At 43.0% G+C, this 15,266-nt stretch carries 15 protein-coding genes and 1 tRNA gene; 12 read left to right on the top strand and 4 right to left on the bottom strand.

The window, feature by feature from the left end; all coding sequences use genetic code 11:
- The first annotated feature begins 176 nt into the window (after positions 1–176).
- The 8 genes from AAA942_RS08880 (at position 177) to AAA942_RS08845 (ending at position 7,479) form a co-directional block, all read left to right on the top strand.
- Positions 177–983, top strand: a complete 807-nt coding sequence (locus tag AAA942_RS08880; protein ID WP_338219886.1) for a MotA/TolQ/ExbB proton channel family protein — start codon at positions 177–179, stop codon at positions 981–983.
- Between the two features lie 54 nt (positions 984–1,037).
- On the top strand, positions 1,038–1,367 hold the full coding sequence (locus AAA942_RS08875) for a hypothetical protein (RefSeq protein WP_338219885.1): 330 nt from the start codon (positions 1,038–1,040) through the stop codon (positions 1,365–1,367).
- A 2-nt stretch (positions 1,368–1,369) separates the two neighbouring features.
- A complete protein-coding gene (locus tag AAA942_RS08870; RefSeq protein ID WP_338219884.1) occupies positions 1,370–2,005 on the top strand; it encodes an ExbD/TolR family protein in 636 nt (211 codons plus the stop codon).
- Between the two features lies 1 nt (position 2,006).
- Positions 2,007–2,471 carry an ExbD/TolR family protein gene (locus tag AAA942_RS08865; protein ID WP_338219883.1) on the top strand — a complete coding sequence of 155 codons (465 nt, stop codon included), beginning with the start codon at positions 2,007–2,009 and terminating at the stop codon, positions 2,469–2,471.
- 61 nt (positions 2,472–2,532) lie between these two features.
- Positions 2,533–3,846, top strand: coding sequence for an MFS transporter (locus AAA942_RS08860; RefSeq protein ID WP_338219882.1), 1,314 nt, complete (start codon positions 2,533–2,535; stop codon positions 3,844–3,846).
- A gap of 3 nt (positions 3,847–3,849) precedes the next feature.
- Positions 3,850–5,316, top strand: a complete 1,467-nt coding sequence (locus AAA942_RS08855) for an NAD(P)H-hydrate dehydratase (protein WP_338219881.1) — start codon at positions 3,850–3,852, stop codon at positions 5,314–5,316.
- Positions 5,317–5,377: 61 nt separating this feature from the next.
- The gene (locus tag AAA942_RS08850) at positions 5,378–6,568 is read left to right on the top strand and encodes an MFS transporter (RefSeq protein WP_338219880.1); all 1,191 of its coding nucleotides are present in this window, start codon (positions 5,378–5,380) and stop codon (positions 6,566–6,568) included.
- Positions 6,569–6,633: 65 nt separating this feature from the next.
- Complete coding sequence (locus AAA942_RS08845) at positions 6,634–7,479, top strand: DUF3667 domain-containing protein (RefSeq protein ID WP_338219879.1); 846 nt, start codon at positions 6,634–6,636, stop codon at positions 7,477–7,479.
- 34 nt (positions 7,480–7,513) lie between these two features.
- Here the strand turns inward: AAA942_RS08845 and asnS are convergent, their stop codons facing one another.
- Positions 7,514–8,965: an asparagine--tRNA ligase gene (asnS, locus tag AAA942_RS08840; RefSeq protein WP_338219878.1), complete on the bottom strand. Its 1,452-nt coding sequence runs from the start codon at positions 8,963–8,965 to the stop codon at positions 7,514–7,516.
- A 174-nt stretch (positions 8,966–9,139) separates the two neighbouring features.
- On the opposite strand from asnS, the gene rpoN reads away from it, so the two are divergent.
- Together rpoN and AAA942_RS08830 are read left to right on the top strand one after the other, a co-directional pair.
- The gene (rpoN, locus tag AAA942_RS08835; RefSeq protein WP_338219877.1) at positions 9,140–10,597 is read left to right on the top strand and encodes an RNA polymerase factor sigma-54; all 1,458 of its coding nucleotides are present in this window, start codon (positions 9,140–9,142) and stop codon (positions 10,595–10,597) included.
- Positions 10,598–10,647: 50 nt separating this feature from the next.
- Positions 10,648–11,217, top strand: coding sequence for a phosphatase PAP2 family protein (locus AAA942_RS08830; RefSeq protein ID WP_338219876.1), 570 nt, complete (start codon positions 10,648–10,650; stop codon positions 11,215–11,217).
- A 59-nt stretch (positions 11,218–11,276) separates the two neighbouring features.
- Here the strand turns inward: AAA942_RS08830 and AAA942_RS08825 are convergent, their stop codons facing one another.
- On the bottom strand, positions 11,277–12,023 hold the full coding sequence (locus AAA942_RS08825) for a porin family protein (RefSeq protein WP_338219875.1): 747 nt from the start codon (positions 12,021–12,023) through the stop codon (positions 11,277–11,279).
- A 175-nt stretch (positions 12,024–12,198) separates the two neighbouring features.
- On the opposite strand from AAA942_RS08825, the gene AAA942_RS08820 reads away from it, so the two are divergent.
- Positions 12,199–12,272 (top strand) — tRNA-Arg (locus AAA942_RS08820).
- A 72-nt stretch (positions 12,273–12,344) separates the two neighbouring features.
- Entirely contained in the window at positions 12,345–12,575 is a 231-nt protein-coding gene (locus AAA942_RS08815) for a hypothetical protein (RefSeq protein WP_338219874.1), read from the top strand.
- On the opposite strand, the gene AAA942_RS08810 is transcribed toward AAA942_RS08815, so the two are convergent.
- The gene (locus AAA942_RS08810) at positions 12,572–13,948 is read right to left on the bottom strand and encodes a glycoside hydrolase family 140 protein (protein ID WP_338219873.1); all 1,377 of its coding nucleotides are present in this window, start codon (positions 13,946–13,948) and stop codon (positions 12,572–12,574) included. The two genes, AAA942_RS08815 and AAA942_RS08810, sit on opposite strands and share 4 nt — an antisense overlap.
- Positions 13,949–13,988: 40 nt before the next feature.
- Positions 13,989–15,215 (bottom strand): MFS transporter, encoded by a 1,227-nt coding sequence (locus AAA942_RS08805; RefSeq protein ID WP_338219872.1) that lies wholly within the window; start codon positions 15,213–15,215, stop codon positions 13,989–13,991.
- Positions 15,216–15,266: the final 51 nt, after the last annotated feature.

Genomic DNA, 15,266 nt, shown 5'->3' with positions numbered 1-15,266 from the left:
CCAAATCTTCACCCATTCATGTAAAAATTGCCTCGATTTCGGTTTAAACAGCGGATTCTTTCAAAAAAGTTAAAAGCGTCCCTTGTTTTTTGAAATTAAAAAATGATAACTTTAAAACTCGATTTTAATCTGGAAACCATTTAACCTTTATCAAAAGTCTATTTAAAAATCACATTATGAGAAAGTTAATCGCTTTGTTCATGCTTGCAGGGATTCTATTTGTTCCTGTTTTCGCTAACGCACAAGAAGCTTCAGCTGATTCAGCTGCCGCAGAAGCTGCCCCAGCAGTAGAAACCCCTGCTGCATCTCCAACCATGGTAGACGATGAGATCGTCGCTGAGGAGCAAAGCTTCCACCAGATCATCAAAGAGAAGTTTATCGAAGGTGATCCAGTTTACATGACCCCGGTATTGATCTGTTTGATCTTGGGTCTCGCAATTGCTTTGGAAAGAATCATTACATTGAACCTTTCCACTACCAACACCAAGAAATTGATCTCTAAAGTGGAAGATGCACTTTCTTCAGGAGGTATCGAAGCTGCAAAAGACGTGACCAGAAACACCAAAGGTCCAGTAGCCTCCATCTTTACTCAAGGCTTGATGAGATACTCTGAAGGTATCGAGATGGTTGAAAAATCTATCATTGCTTATGGTTCCGTAGAAATGGGCCGATTGGAAAAAGGTCTTGTTTGGATTTCTCTTTTCATCTCCTTGGCTCCAATGTTGGGCTTCATGGGTACGGTAATCGGTATGATCTTCGCCTTCGATACTATCGAAGCAGCAGGTGATATCTCTCCATCCATCGTAGCAGGTGGTATCAAAATCGCCCTTTTGACCACGGTAGCAGGTTTGATCGTTGCGATCATTCTTCAGTTGTTCTACAACTACCTAGTCGCTAAAATTGACTCTTTGGTTAATGACATGGAAGACGCTTCTATCTCTTTGGTAGACGTGTTGGTGAAGCACAAATTGACTGGTAAGTAATTATCGCTTCCCCGTTTGTCTTAATCCGATTCTTAATTAACTAAAGAAAATAGTATGGATACTTATGATATTATGCTCTATGTGAGCTACGCTTTGGTAGGATTAGGAGCCTTGGTTTCTATAGCCCTTCCATTGATAAAGTCACTAGACAATCCTAAGGCTCTGCTTAAAACAGGTCTTGGAATCGTAGTGATCTTGGTTTTGTTCTTCATCAGTTATTCTATTTCCACTAATGAAGTACTGCCAAAGTTTGAAGGAGAGCCATTTAACCTTACTCCTGGGATGTCCCAAATGGTAGGTGGCTTTTTGATTACCACTTACATCCTCACTATCGTGACGGTAGTAGGTATTGTAATTACTGAATTTAATAAAGCAATAAAGTAATTATGGCTAGGAAGAAAGGAAGAATGAGTCAGGAGGTAAACTCAGGATCTATGGCGGACATCGCCTTCCTGTTGTTGATCTTCTTTCTCGTGACCACTACCATCGCTTCAGACAAGGGTATCTTGAATATCCTTCCTCCGAAGCTGGATCCTAATGTTCCGCCGCCAGATATTCAGAAAAACGAGAGAAACATCTTTAACATCCTTGTTAATGCCAATGACGATTTGCTGGTAGAAGGTGAATACAGAAGAACGGCAGAAGGATTGGATAAGGACATAAAAGAGTTTGTTTTGAATTTTGGTGCTCCGGATGAGGATGCCGTTGCTTTGTTCAACTCTTTGCCTGCTTCATTGCAAGCCCAGGCTTTGAGAAGACCTGAATCTTCAGATAACCCTGGTGAGGCTGTTGTGTCTATCAAGACTAACAGAGGAACAAGTTATGAGGTCTTTTTGGAGGTATTTGACCTTGCCAAAAAAGCATATTTCGAAGTCTACGGAGAAAGAGTAGGATTGACCGCAGATGAATATCGAGCATTGACCGGAGACGATGAAGCTTCCAAAGCTCTTCAAGACCGAGGGAAAGCGGGAATTCCGATGGCGATCTCTATTGCAGAACCTGATAAAATAGGAGGTAATTGATATGTCAAAGTTTAAGAAAAAAACCAATACAGCGACAAGCATCCCTACCTCAGCATTGCCTGATATCATCTTTATGCTTTTGTTCTTCTTCATGGTGACTACCGTGTTGAGAGAGCAGACCATCTTGGTAGAGCAAAAGATTCCTCAGGCTACTCAGCTGCAAAAGCTTCAGAAAAAAACACTTATCTCTTACATTTACATCGGAAAGCCAAAGAACCCTTCTTTGTATGGTTCAGAGCCAAGAGTTCAGGCCAATGATGTACTGATTACCGCTCCGGATATCGTGCAGTGGGTCAACCAAGAAAGAGATATGCTTCCTGAAGCAGATAGAGGATTGATTACCATTTCTCTGAAAGTAGATAAGGACGTGAAGATGGGTCCGATCTCTGACGTTCAGACTGAGTTGAGAAATGCGGATGCCCGAAGAGTCCTTTACGCCTCTACAGGTAAGATTTATCAAGATTAAACAAGCGAATTCTTATATTTAAAGCCATCCTGATTATTCTGGATGGCTTTTTTATTGCGCTATGAACATAAAACTTAACAATAAATCCAAGGTACAGGGTGCTTGGGCTATGTATGATTGGGCCAATTCTGTCTACAGTTTGGTTATTACTTCTACAATCTTTCCTGTGTATTACAATAGTGTCACCCAAGGAATAGATGGGTCCGATAGGGTTCAGTTTTTTGGTTGGGAAGTAATAAATACAGTTTTGTACTCCTATTCTATTTCTTTTTCCTATTTAGTCATTGCCATTTTTTCCCCTTTGCTCTCCGGTATCGCGGATGCTTCTGGTAAGAAGCTGTTGTTTATGAAGCTTTTTGCCTACCTAGGTTCCCTTTCCTGTGTGGGTTTATTCTTTTTTGATGGTTCCAATTTGGAATTTGGGATATTCTGCAGCGTGATGGCAAGTATTGGCTACGCAGGCAGTATTGTTTTTTACAATGCTTACCTTCCTGAAATCGCTGAGGAATCTGAATATGATTTTTTAAGTGCCAGAGGCTTTGCGTTGGGTTATATTGGTAGTGTGATTCTTTTGGTTTTGAATCTAATCATGATTCAGTTTCCAGAATTGTTTGGTTTGTCAGAAGGCAGCCTTCCAGCCCGACTATCTTTTCTAATCACCGGGCTTTGGTGGGCAGGTTTTTCCCAGATTCCTTTCCGCTTTTTGCCCAATAATCCTTACAAAAAGAAAATTGAGCGCCAGCTTTTCCTTAAGGGCTATCAGGAAATCAGGTCAGTTTGGCAAAGGGTGAAGCAAATCCCGGTAATGAAAAAATATCTGGCTTCCTTCTTCTTTTATTCCATGGGTGTACAAACGGTCATGTATCTCGCAGCCTCCTTTGGGGATAAAGAATTGGGTATGCCCGGGGACCAGTTGATCTTGACGGTGTTGATTATTCAGTTTGTTGCCATTATTGGAAGCTATTTATTTGCTTGGGTCTCTAAAAAATTCGGGAATAAGATCAGCTTGATGATCATGGTTCTAATCTGGATTGGAATATGCGGTGCCGCTTATTATGTGTATTCTGTATATGAGTTTTATGCCCTCGCCTTTGTAGTTGGGATGGTCATGGGGGGTATTCAATCTCTTTCCAGATCCACCTATTCCAAGCTGATTCCTGAAGGGACTACAGAGCATGCTTCATTTTTCAGTTTTTATGATGTGACAGAAAAAATTGCCATCGTTTTGGGTACTTTCTCCTACGGTGCAATCGAACAACTGACTGGGAGTATGCGAAATTCGGCTGCTTCTTTGGGTGTTTTCTTTTTGGTCGGATTAGGTTTCCTTCTTCTGGTAAGTATTCCCAAAACTTCTTTGTCCCCGAAATCAATCTAATCCATGCTTAAGATTCTCTCTGGTGATCAGGTCAAAGAACTGGATCGAATCCACATCCAAAATGCCGGGATTTCCAGTCATGAATTGATGGAACGGGCAGCTTTGAGCTTTATCAACTGGTGGAAATCCATGGAGTTTCCAAAAAATCTCCCTGTATTCGTATTCTGTGGAGCTGGAAATAATGGGGGAGATGGTTTTGCCATAGCGAGGCTTCTTTTCAAAGAGGGATGGGAGGTTCAGGTTTTTCGGTGTTTTGAAGAAGGAAGCGTCTTATCTGCAGATGCGCAGAAAAATTTGGATTGGGTTCCTGAAGGAGTTTTGATTTATGATTTGAAGGAATTTAATTCTTCAAGAGAAGGCCTTTTAATTGATTCTTTTCTGGGAGTTGGGTTAAAAAGCCCAATTAGGAATTCCGCTGTTCCAATTATTGAGTGCATGAATTCCTTTCCAGGAATCAAGATATCCATTGATCTTCCCAGTGGGCTGTTGGCCGATTCACCTACATTTGGTCCAAGGGTAAAAGCTGACTTCACAGTAACCTTTGCTTTCCCAAAACTGGCTTTGTTTTTTCCTGAAAATTCCTCCTTTTCCGGTAAAATTGTTTTGGCAGATATTGGAATCAGTGAATCGGAATACGCATCTTTCCCGACATCCTATTTTTTTATACAGGAAAAAGATATCCTATCCAGACACCGTGTTTTTGGTCAATTTTCCCATAAAGGGGATTTTGGAAAAGTGGCGATAGTTGCAGGCAGTAAAGGGAAGATGGGAGCGGCGATTTTGTGCTCAAAGGCTGCATTGAGGACTGGTTCCGGCTTAGTGACTGCTTTTGTACCTAAGGATGAAAGAGGAATCATCCAGAGCGCGGTTCCTGAAGTCATGTGTGAATTCGATGAAAACACGGATTGGAATAAATTTGATTCCTTGGGAGTAGGGCCTGCGATTGGCCTGGACAAAAAGGATTTGCTTCAAGATATCCTCAAGGCCTGTTCTAAGCCAATAGTCTTGGATGCTGATGCGATCACTTTGATAGCGTCAAATCAGGATCTGATTTCCTTAATTCCCAAAAACAGTATTTTGACTCCTCATCTCCTGGAATTGGAACGATTAATTGGCAAATCTACTGATCATCTTGACCGGCTGATGAAGGTCAAGGAATTTTGTATGAAATGGCAATTGAATTTGTTGATCAAAGGAGCTTATTCAGTACTTTCTTTGGTTGATGGACGGCAATTGTTCAACTCCTCAGGCACACAATACATGGCTAAAGCAGGAGCAGGAGATGTGCTGACGGGCATGCTGACTTCTTTTTTGGGCCAAGGATACACGCCTGAAAATGCCTTGATCTGTGGGGTCTATCATCACGGAAAAGCCGGTGAACTCGCCGGACAGCAAAACCGAAGATCCACGATCGCTTCTGATATTTCTGAAAATATAGGAAAGACCTATACGCTCTTAAATGTTTTGTGAAAAAATGAGAGCCGATCCAAACTTAATTTTTCCTGATGCGGTTTTGAACTCATAGATTTTTATGAACATCAAAGAAAAACCTCTGCTTTGGACTCTAGCAGTCATTAATTTCATACACATTGTTGATTTTATGATTCTCATGCCCCTGGGGCCTCAGTTGATGAGAATTTTTGAAATCGGTCCCAGTGAGTTTAGTCTGCTTGTCTCTTCCTACACCTTCAGCGCTGGGATTTCCAGTTTTTTGGGAGCATTTGTGCTTGATCGCTTTGATCGAAAAAAGATCCTTCTTTGGGTCTATGTTGGTTTTACGATTGGAACTTTAGGCTGTGCATTGTCACCAAACTACCCCATTTTGTTGGTAGCTAGAGTACTCAGTGGGGTTTTTGGAGGATTAACTTCAGCTTTGATTTTGGCCATTATTGGAGATGTGGTCCCGTATGAAAGAAGAGGCCGGGCCATGGGGTTGGTCATGTCTGCTTTTTCATTTGCTTCGGTGATGGGAGTGCCTATCGGGTTGTTTTTGGCCAGCCTTTCGGATTGGCACATGCCCTTCTATATTCTGACTGGATTGTCTTTTCTTAGCCTAGGGATGATTTTTCGATTTATTCCCTCTATTCGTGATCATATGGATCAGGAACTGGTCAAGCCCACCCCAATGCAGGTGATTTCCCGAGTTACCAGTAATTCAAATCAAATGAAGGCTATCTCGCTTTCTGTGATGATGATGTTTGGGCAGTTTATGATCATTCCTTTTCTCAGTCCCTTTAATGTAGCTAATGTAGGTTTTACTGAACTACAGCTGACCTATATCTACATTGCCGGTGGTGGGTTTACAGTGTTTACTTCCCCGTGGGTAGGAAAGCTGTCCGATCGACATGGGAAGCTGAAAGTGTTTACCATTTTCATGTTGCTCAACTTGATTCCTATAGGGGTAATTACCCACTTGGGAGTGACACCAATTCCTTTCGTGCTGATGATTACCACGATGTTTTTTGTGACTTCAAACGGGCGTTATGTCCCAGCTGCTGCTATTATCACCGGCACAGCCAAGCCTGAAAACAGAGGGAGTTTTCTGAGTTTCAATTCGGCTGTGCAGCAATTAGCAGCAGGACTTGCCTCGTTGATAGCAGGGCTGATTATCGGTGAAAATGAAGCAGGACAGCTGACCAACTTCAATATCGTGGGTTATTTAGCTATCTTTTTCAGCGTACTGTGTATTCCTTTGGCAAGAAGGGTAAAAGTAATAAGCTGACGCCATCGGTTGGGGTTTGAATTCAGCAGTGAATTTGTCAAATTGATTTTTCAAAGAATTTTTCAATGTCTCAAGCTGAATCTCCTACTTGTCCAAGTTGCGGAACCCCATTTCTAGGATCATATTGTCACTCCTGTGGAGAAAAGCGAATAGAGCTTCAGGATAAGCGACTGGAATTTTTTGTTGAGGAGTTGATTTCCTCCATTTTCGTCGCTGATGGAAAATTTTTCAGGACGATCAAATTGCTCCTCACCCAGCCTGGAGCACTCACCAAAAGCTTTGTGGACGGGGTTCGTAAAAAATACCTTTCTCCATTGCAGCTTTTTTTCTTTGCCAACTTGATTTACTTTCTTTTTCCTCTGATCTCCACCTTCAATACTTCGCTGGATATCCAAATGTACAATCTTCCCTATAGTGATTGGGTCAGGCCCGTAGTTGAAAACTATTTAGAACAGCACCCGGAAGAAGCAACTTCTTTCAGGACATCCTATGAAGCCACCTCCAATTCGAACGGGAAACTACTTTTGATTTTGCTGGTTTTGTTGCATGGCTTGTTTTTGAAGCTCCTTTTCCTTCGGGACAGGAGGTTTTACCTCATTGATTTCTTTGCGGGTTCTGCTTATTTCTATGGGTTTTACATTTTGGTCTTTTTAGTGGCCTTTCCGGGCTTAATTGGTTTAGTCGACTGGATCGGGGATTTACAATTCAACGGGTTTTTGAATGAGCTCACTCTTTCAATTTTGTTTCTTGTAGGGATATTTACTTATCAGTATTTCTTGATCAAAAAGGCCTATTCCACGGGTATTGCTGATGCGATTTGGAGAAGTGTATTGTTGACAGCTTTCATTATTCCCAGCTTTACCATTTACCGTTTTTTGCTATTCTGGGTCACTTTTTGGGTGGTCACCTAAAAAAAATCCCCGACCTAAGCCGGGGATGATGAGTTTAAAATTCTGCATTTCCTGGGGTCCTCGGGAAGGCAATAACGTCTCGGATATTACCCATACCGGTGACAAACTGGACCATTCGCTCAAAACCCAACCCAAAGCCGGCATGAGGTGTAGATCCAAATCTACGGGTATCCAAAAACCACCACATTTCCTCGATCGGAATGTGTAGCTCCTCCATTCGCTTCAGGAGCAAGTCCAGGCGCTCTTCCCGCTGTGACCCCCCGATGATCTCTCCGATTCCAGGGAATAGAATATCCATGGCAGCCACGGTTTTTCCGTCTTCGTTTTGACGCATGTAGAAGGATTTGATCTCCTTGGGATAGTCGGTCAGGATTACGGGTTTTTTGAAATGCTTTTCCACCAAGTATCGCTCATGCTCAGACTGCAAATCTGCCCCCCAAGATTCGATCAGGTATTGGAATTTCTTCTTTTTATTAGGGTTTGAGTTTCTCAGAATATCGATTGCCTCGGTGTAGGTGATTCTGACAAATTCATTGTCTACCACAAATCGGAGCTTATCCAAAAGTCCCATTTCTGATCTCTGGTCGGCCGGTTTGGATTTTTCTTCCTCTTCCAATCTTGATTGAAGGAATTTCAAGTCCTCCTGGCAATGCTCAAGGGCATAGCTGATCAGGTATTTCAAGAAGTCCTCTGCTAAATCAGCATTGTCCTCGGCATCATAGAAGGCCATTTCCGGCTCAATCATCCAGAACTCAGCCAAGTGCCTGGTAGTATTGGAGTTTTCAGCACGGAAGGTAGGACCGAATGTATAAATCTCAGAAAGCGCCATCGCAGCCAATTCACCTTCCAGTTGTCCAGATACAGTTAGATTGGCTTCCCGCTCAAAGAAATCCTGCCTGAAGTCTACTTCGCCTTCTGGTGTGCGAGGTGGCTTGGATATATCCAAAGTGGTGACTTTGAATGTCTCTCCAGCTCCTTCTGCATCAGAAGCTGTAATGATCGGGGTGTGGATGTAAAAGAATCCTTTATCATTAAAGTATTTATGCACGGCGAAAGCCAAAGCATGGCGTACTCTAAATACGGCGCTGAAGGTATTTGTACGCATTCTCAAGTGGGCGATTTCTCTCAAAAACTCGAGAGAATGCTTCTTGGGCTGTAGAGGGTATTTTTCAGGATCGGCTTCTCCGAGTACTTCTATTGTTTTTGCGTTGAGTTCAGAACTTTGACCCGCTCCCTGAGACTCTACCACTGTCCCTGTGATTTTCAGACAGGCTCCGGTGGTACATTTTTTCAAAATATCTTCCGCAATAAGATTTGGATCAGCGACTACCTGGTAGTTGGTAATCACAGAGCCGTCATTGAGCGCAATGAAGGAGACGTTTTTGTTACTTCTTTTGGTTCGAACCCAGCCCATCAGTGTGATTTCCTGTCCGATTGGGTTTTGTTCGAGTATGGTCTTGATTTTGACCCGCTTGTTGAATGCCATGCGTGAGTTTTTTTTGGAAAAATGGATTTCCTGCCTGAATAAAATGGAATGCAAAAAAACGATTAAATCACGTTTTTATCAAAAAATTGCCTCTTTTTCCTAAATTTGGTCAGTGGGCTTTTTCTGGTGAAAAAGCTTTTTTTAAACCCGTTTTGCTGGTTTTATCTCAATTCAATGCAAAAGTTAAACCTTTCTCAGACACTTTCTCAAAAGCTTTCTCCTCAGCAGATTCAGTTTATCAAACTGCTGCAGGTGCCTACTGCTGAGTTGGATGCTCGGATTGAAGAGGAATTGGAAATCAATCCCGCCTTGGAAGAGGGAAAAGATAAAGAGCAAGAACAGTCACAGGAAGAAGAATACGAGGATTCCTATGACGATGACTTGGGCAGGGATGATCATGAACTGAATCTGGACGACTATCTGGATGATGAGTACAGTGGGTATAAAATGCAGGGTGACGGAAATTATAATGCCGATGAGGAAGACCGGGAGATCCCCATTTCCAGTCAGGCCAGTCTTCATGAGCAACTGATTTCCCAATTAAATTTCCTCAAGCTCGATGAGCGCCAGAAAATCATCGGGCAACAGCTGATTGGAAGTATTGAAAATGACGGATATATCCGCAGAGATCTGGAAGCGATCATCAATGATTTGGCTTTTGGACAAAATATCGAGACCGACTTGGATGAGTTGGAGGAGATTCTTCGAAAAATTCAGACGTTTGATCCTGCAGGCATTGCAGCAAGAAATCTTCAGGAGTGTCTTTTGATCCAACTGGAAAGAAAAGAACACCCAGATGATCCGGATGTGCAACATGCTCTTCTGATCATTCACGACTGTTTTGAAGAGTTTACCAAGAAGCACTATTCCAAAATTCAGAAGAGATTGGATCTTTCCGAGGATGAAATAAAAGATGCCGTCAATCTGATCACCCGACTCAATCCCAAGCCGGGAGGAATCTCTGATGGACTGGTTCGTACACAGTATATCATTCCGGACTTTATCCTGACCAATAATAGTGGCAAACTGGAGGTATCCCTTAATTCTCGCAATGCGCCGGAGTTGAGGATATCCCGATCATATGCAGAGATGTTTGACGCATATGACAAGAGTGATAAAAAGGACAAAAAACTTAAAGAGACCGTCACTTTTGTCAAGCAGAAGTTAGATTCTGCCAAATGGTTTATCGATGCGATCAAGCAGCGGCAAAATACTCTTTTGAGGACCATGGAGGCTATATTAAAATATCAATATGAATTTTTCCTGGATGGAGATGAGACCAATCTCCGCCCTATGATTCTGAAGGATATTGCTGAAAAAATCGATATGGATATCTCCACCGTTTCCCGTGTGGCCAATAGCAAATCCATTCAGACCGAATTTGGCGTATATCCTTTGAAATACTTCTTCTCAGAAGGGATTTCTACAGACAGTGGGGAGGATGTGAGTAACAGGGAGGTTAAATCAGTTCTTCAGGGTATGGTCGATGGCGAGGATAAGAAAAAGCCACTTTCCGATGATAAATTGGTCAAAATGCTGAATAAAAAGGGATACAATATTGCCCGAAGGACAGTAGCTAAGTACAGAGAGCAGCTTCAGATACCAGTGGCTAGATTAAGAAAGGAACTTTAGTGGGGAGAATTATTGCTTTGGTTATTACGGTGGTTTTTCAACCGCTTTTGATGCCTGCTTTGGTCTATGGAATGATTCTTTTTGCGGTACCTGAAGCGACAAGCATTCCGGAACAAATCAAGGATAGGATTTTCTACCTCATTATACTTTCCACTCTCTTGATCCCGATGATTTCGATTATCGGACTTCGGCTTATGGGTACGGTGAAAAGTCTCCATATGCCGGAAGTAAAGGACCGGATTATTCCCTTTCTGATTACCTGTATTTATTTCTTCCTGACGACTTATTTTCTCTATCAGAAAAGCGATTTAGATCCCATTCTTTGGCAGGGTATGGCTGTGATTCTGGCAGCGGTGGTGGTCCTTACTTTGATCACTTTTGTGTGGAAAATGTCCGCCCATATGACTGGTGTGGGAGGGCTTTTGGCCTTGGTACTGGTCTTGGCACGTAGTTTTTCAAACTTCCAGCCGCTATATCCTTTAATCTTGGTCCTGATTTTAAGTGGAGCTATTGCCACTTCAAGACTCTATCTAAATGCCCATAAGCCTCTTGAAGTCTATGTGGGTTTTGCCTCAGGTTTTTTGGTCTGCTGGTGGGGCTTCTCCTGGATTTGGCCGTAAAAGAAAATCCCCCAAAAGTACATAGCCAATTGGGGGATTAAGATCTTGTTGTAAAGTTTTTAGAATACTGTCACAGCAATTCCAAAGTTGATTTGGCTGGCCTGATTTGCAAAAGGCCCTCTGCCTGCCTGCCAAATGTCATTTAAGAAAAAGTTGCCCCAAGCATAAAATCCAGGGCTTCCTGCCTTCACGGTCAAAGCGTATCTGATCTTTTCCACCCCATAATTTTCTGAGGTTTTTACCTTAACCTTGCCGGTATCTGCAGTTTCGTACTTGGTTTTGGTGTGGGCTTCGTACAGGAAACCGACTTTTCCTCCTACCGCAATTCGGAAGCTTTTGCTGTAATTGGTTTTATTGAAATGATACCGAAGCTCCAGGGGAATTTCGAAGTAGTTCATTGCAAAATTATTCGCCTTCAGGATAAGATCGTCTCCGTATACTTCAGTGACATCCACCAATTCGGAAGATTCAGGTCCCAAATCTTCGTTTCGGAAGAGGTTTCTGTCATCACTGAACTGAATTTTGTCAGAACCAATTCCAAAGCCAGGGTTAATGGTGAATCCGGATGTTTCGCCTCCCACAGGGACTGGGAACTGGTAAGAGATATTGAAAGTCCGAGATGGGAAAAAATTGGTCCCCAAGTCTGCGGGACGGTTGGTTAACACATTGAATCCAAACTCGAAATTAAGATCACTGGGGATATTGGGGCGTCCTCCGATTGGAGTTTTAGGTGTTTTCTCAGTCTCCTGGGCATGGACAGCATTCAGGGAAAATAAGGCCAAGGCCAGAATAAATAATTTTTTCATCAAGAGGTCTTCGTTACTTGGAATGTGGGCAAAAATATAAAATCCGAGAGGATAAACCCCTTAAAAGCTCTTAATTATTCTTAAGGCATGTTTGGGGAATGAATCTCTTCTTTAAAAAATCTTGAAGGAGGCTGTTGGAGAAAAAATTAAAATCGGTACTTTTGCAGACCCATTCGGCCTCGTAGCTCAACTGAATAGAGCACCTGATTACGGCTCAGGAGGTTTCAGGTTTGAATCCTGACGAGGTCACTAAGCTCAGCAAAAAAGCTGAGTTTTTTTATTCCCCGTACTTTCTTGCCATATTCGAAAAATCTTTCCTCTATGCGTAAGCTTTTTGTTGTGTTTTTGGTCGCTCTTTTGGGTTGTGATGAACTGGTAGATATCAAGAAAATTGAAGGCCCATGTACTATTCAACTCAAAGACGGGACAATTATTGAAACAGAAGGAATAGAATTGCTTAAAAGTACCGGTACCATTACTTACCGGGACGAGGATGGAAAGCTTTGGTCCATTGCTGTAGACCGATACGAAAGCTACTCCTGCGGAATTTAATCCATTGCATCCACGATCAATACCCAGTCATTTCCTCTGCCCGAACTGGGAGGATTCACCCGGAGATTCTTTTCTTTTCCTACTGTTTTTCCATCATTCTCGAGGAATTGCGCCCCTGTCCTTGGGTCATACCAAGTCAACTTGAATCGTTCGCCTTTGAGTGAAGACAAATTGATAGGGATTTTTGATCCGTCAGGACTGTAAATTAAAGCATAAGTTCCACTTTGATTTCGGGTTGCTGCCAAATAGGCTTCGCTGTAGTCTTGAGATTCATTGATCAGACCTTGGTCTGGAATTCGATCAAAATAGGATCTGCTTAATATCAGCTTTTTGAGGTGTTTTACTTGATTGGCCACTTCCAAATCCAAGGATTTGTGCCAAGGCTTAAGGGGAGCATTAACCGGTGTTTTATCCAAATCATACATTTGCCAGACTGCATGACAGCCATAGGATTGACCTGCAGCTCCGGCAAATACATTCCAGTACATAATTCTACGAATATCTGCCGCTTCGCTATAGCCCAATTCTTTAGCATTGAAGCATTTCGGGTGCTCTTCGTACATCGGCTCGCCATCGATGGTCGGTTTTTTGGGACTCAGGCTCAAGTCATGGGTTATTTTATCATAAGTAGCCTGATTGGGGCAGTGACCTGTCTGATGCATATTGAAATCGAGCCATTCTGCTTCATGAAACCAATTGCTACTTCCCCCTGGACCTGCAGGCTGGGGGTGGAAGGTGATGAGGATTTTATTGTCTGGATTTTGGCTTTCCAGAATTCCTTTAGCCATTTGATTCCAAACTTCGATATCCTCCGAGTCTGCTCTGGGATTACGGTCTCCACCTAATACCCAGATCAGATTTTTTTGGTTTCTGTACCGATTTCCGATCCATTTTCCATAGGTGTAGGCAGTACTGGGAGTAAAGATCTCGGGTCCGATTCCCCAGGATTCTTTGAAAAGCTTATCCCCCCAAGTAGGAAGTAGGGCAATATGCATATTCCTCTCCAACGCCAATTCCAAAATCCGGTCCACATGCTGAAAATAAGCTTCATTGTATTTCCAATTTTCGAGTTGGGAAAAAGGTAAATCCCCATTGGCATTCGGGGTGTGAATTCCGTCCAGCTCGGCCAAAACTACTGCCTGAATTACATTAAAGCCCTGTTTTTGCCGGGTGTCTAGATAGGAAATAGTATTTTTCTCGTCCAATCTGTGAAAGAGCTCCCATGCCGTATCTGCCATCCAGAAAAAGGGCTCCCCCTCTGAGGACATCAAATATTGCTGCTCGGGATGAACCTGAATGGGTCCTCTTATCGTCTGACCGAGTCCATAGTTCAAAACAAAAGTTAAAATACAGAGAAGAGGAAGTTTTTTCATGGCATAAAAAAGGCAGCCCGAAGGCTGCCTGATTTTTTAATTAATGGGCGGCTGAAGCGGCTGGTTTGCTGCCTCGTTGCCAGATAAAGAAGATGATAAAGAGGACAATGAGAATTCCCGGGAAGGAAACCATTTTCATCAAAGTCTCCTGACCAGCGGCTAGTTCCAAAGCATCTCCTGTAAGACCCGCAGCAGCTTGAGCAGCTCGGTCACTGTCTATCCACCCACCAATAATCGGCTGGAAAATAGCTGTGGAGAACATCCCCACGCCTCCGATGATAGACATGCCTAACGCACCTGAAAGTGGAACTCGCTGTGCAACGGCACCTACCATCACAGGCCAGAAATAGCAAACTCCAATAGCAAAGATCAAAGCGGCCAAGTAAGCCATAGGGCCTGTCACCGTACTGAACATAAAGATACCTAATGCGGCAAAGATCGCTCCTCCAAGAAGTACTCCGGTTTGTCCCAAAGATTTAACTACCGGACCGGCAAAGAATCTACCTACTGCCATTACCCCTGTAGTCAAGGCGAGGATGAGCATTGGGCTTGCTCCGCTTGCACTCATGATCAAACCTACCCATTGCTGAGGTCCGAATTCAGTAATCGCAGTCAAGGCCATGCAGAAGAATAGGAAGATAAAGACTGGGCTAAACATAGCTTTGATATTCGAGCCCACGGAAGTGGCTCCTTCTACAGTAGGTTTTGGGAAAGCTTTTCCAAAGAATAGCACTGCATAGGCAATGGTCGGGATCATCATCACCCAAACCTGAGCTTGCCAAGCAAATCCGCTGTCTGTCATAAACTTGGAAACCAAACTTCCCAATACAATACCCCCTGGGAACCACATGTGGAAGCGGTTGAGCATCTTATTCAGTGTAGTGCCTGAATACATGTCTGCAATCATCGGATTACATGCAGCTTCCGTACAGCCGTTACCGAATCCGATAAAGAGCGTAGAAATCAGTAAGGTAGTGTACCCCCCAGCATAAATGGTCATCAGAATCCCCAAAGTATGGGTGACGAAAGCAATTCTCATAATATTGGCAGGACCTACAATGTGGTAAAACAATCCTCCCAAAATCATAGAAATGGGGAAGCCAAGGAACCACATCGAGTTGATAAAGCCTAACTGCTCGGCAGTCAGTCCAAAGGAATCTCCCAACTGAGGAAGAATACCTGCCCTGATCGAAAACGAAAAGGCAGTGGTGATCAGCGCCAGACAACTTGCGTTGAAGAGGGCGCTCCGGTTGATGGTTTGAGTCATAGATGAGTGCTTTTGGTTTTTGGGTTTGAATTAAACATTCAGAAGAGGCTC

Source organism: Algoriphagus sp. oki45 (genome assembly GCF_036245605.1).
GTDB lineage: Bacteria > Bacteroidota > Bacteroidia > Cytophagales > Cyclobacteriaceae > Algoriphagus.
Note: the sequence above shows the minus strand (reverse complement) of the source record. Positions and strands in the feature narration are given on the sequence as shown.

Coding starts and splice junctions, on each gene's coding strand:
- AAA942_RS08810 (WP_338219873.1), bottom strand. CDS start 13,948: ATGAAAAAACTTCCTCTTCTCTGTATTTTAACTTTTGTTTTGAACTAT.
- rpoN (WP_338219877.1), top strand. CDS start 9,140: ATGCAAAAGTTAAACCTTTCTCAGACACTTTCTCAAAAGCTTTCTCCT.
- AAA942_RS08880 (WP_338219886.1), top strand. CDS start 177: ATGAGAAAGTTAATCGCTTTGTTCATGCTTGCAGGGATTCTATTTGTT.
- AAA942_RS08870 (WP_338219884.1), top strand. CDS start 1,370: ATGGCTAGGAAGAAAGGAAGAATGAGTCAGGAGGTAAACTCAGGATCT.
- AAA942_RS08865 (WP_338219883.1), top strand. CDS start 2,007: ATGTCAAAGTTTAAGAAAAAAACCAATACAGCGACAAGCATCCCTACC.
- AAA942_RS08860 (WP_338219882.1), top strand. CDS start 2,533: ATGAACATAAAACTTAACAATAAATCCAAGGTACAGGGTGCTTGGGCT.
- AAA942_RS08805 (WP_338219872.1), bottom strand. CDS start 15,215: ATGACTCAAACCATCAACCGGAGCGCCCTCTTCAACGCAAGTTGTCTG.
- AAA942_RS08855 (WP_338219881.1), top strand. CDS start 3,850: ATGCTTAAGATTCTCTCTGGTGATCAGGTCAAAGAACTGGATCGAATC.
- AAA942_RS08845 (WP_338219879.1), top strand. CDS start 6,634: ATGTCTCAAGCTGAATCTCCTACTTGTCCAAGTTGCGGAACCCCATTT.
- asnS (WP_338219878.1), bottom strand. CDS start 8,965: ATGGCATTCAACAAGCGGGTCAAAATCAAGACCATACTCGAACAAAAC.
- AAA942_RS08830 (WP_338219876.1), top strand. CDS start 10,648: ATGCCTGCTTTGGTCTATGGAATGATTCTTTTTGCGGTACCTGAAGCG.
- AAA942_RS08815 (WP_338219874.1), top strand. CDS start 12,345: ATGCGTAAGCTTTTTGTTGTGTTTTTGGTCGCTCTTTTGGGTTGTGAT.
- AAA942_RS08875 (WP_338219885.1), top strand. CDS start 1,038: ATGGATACTTATGATATTATGCTCTATGTGAGCTACGCTTTGGTAGGA.
- AAA942_RS08850 (WP_338219880.1), top strand. CDS start 5,378: ATGAACATCAAAGAAAAACCTCTGCTTTGGACTCTAGCAGTCATTAAT.
- AAA942_RS08825 (WP_338219875.1), bottom strand. CDS start 12,023: ATGAAAAAATTATTTATTCTGGCCTTGGCCTTATTTTCCCTGAATGCT.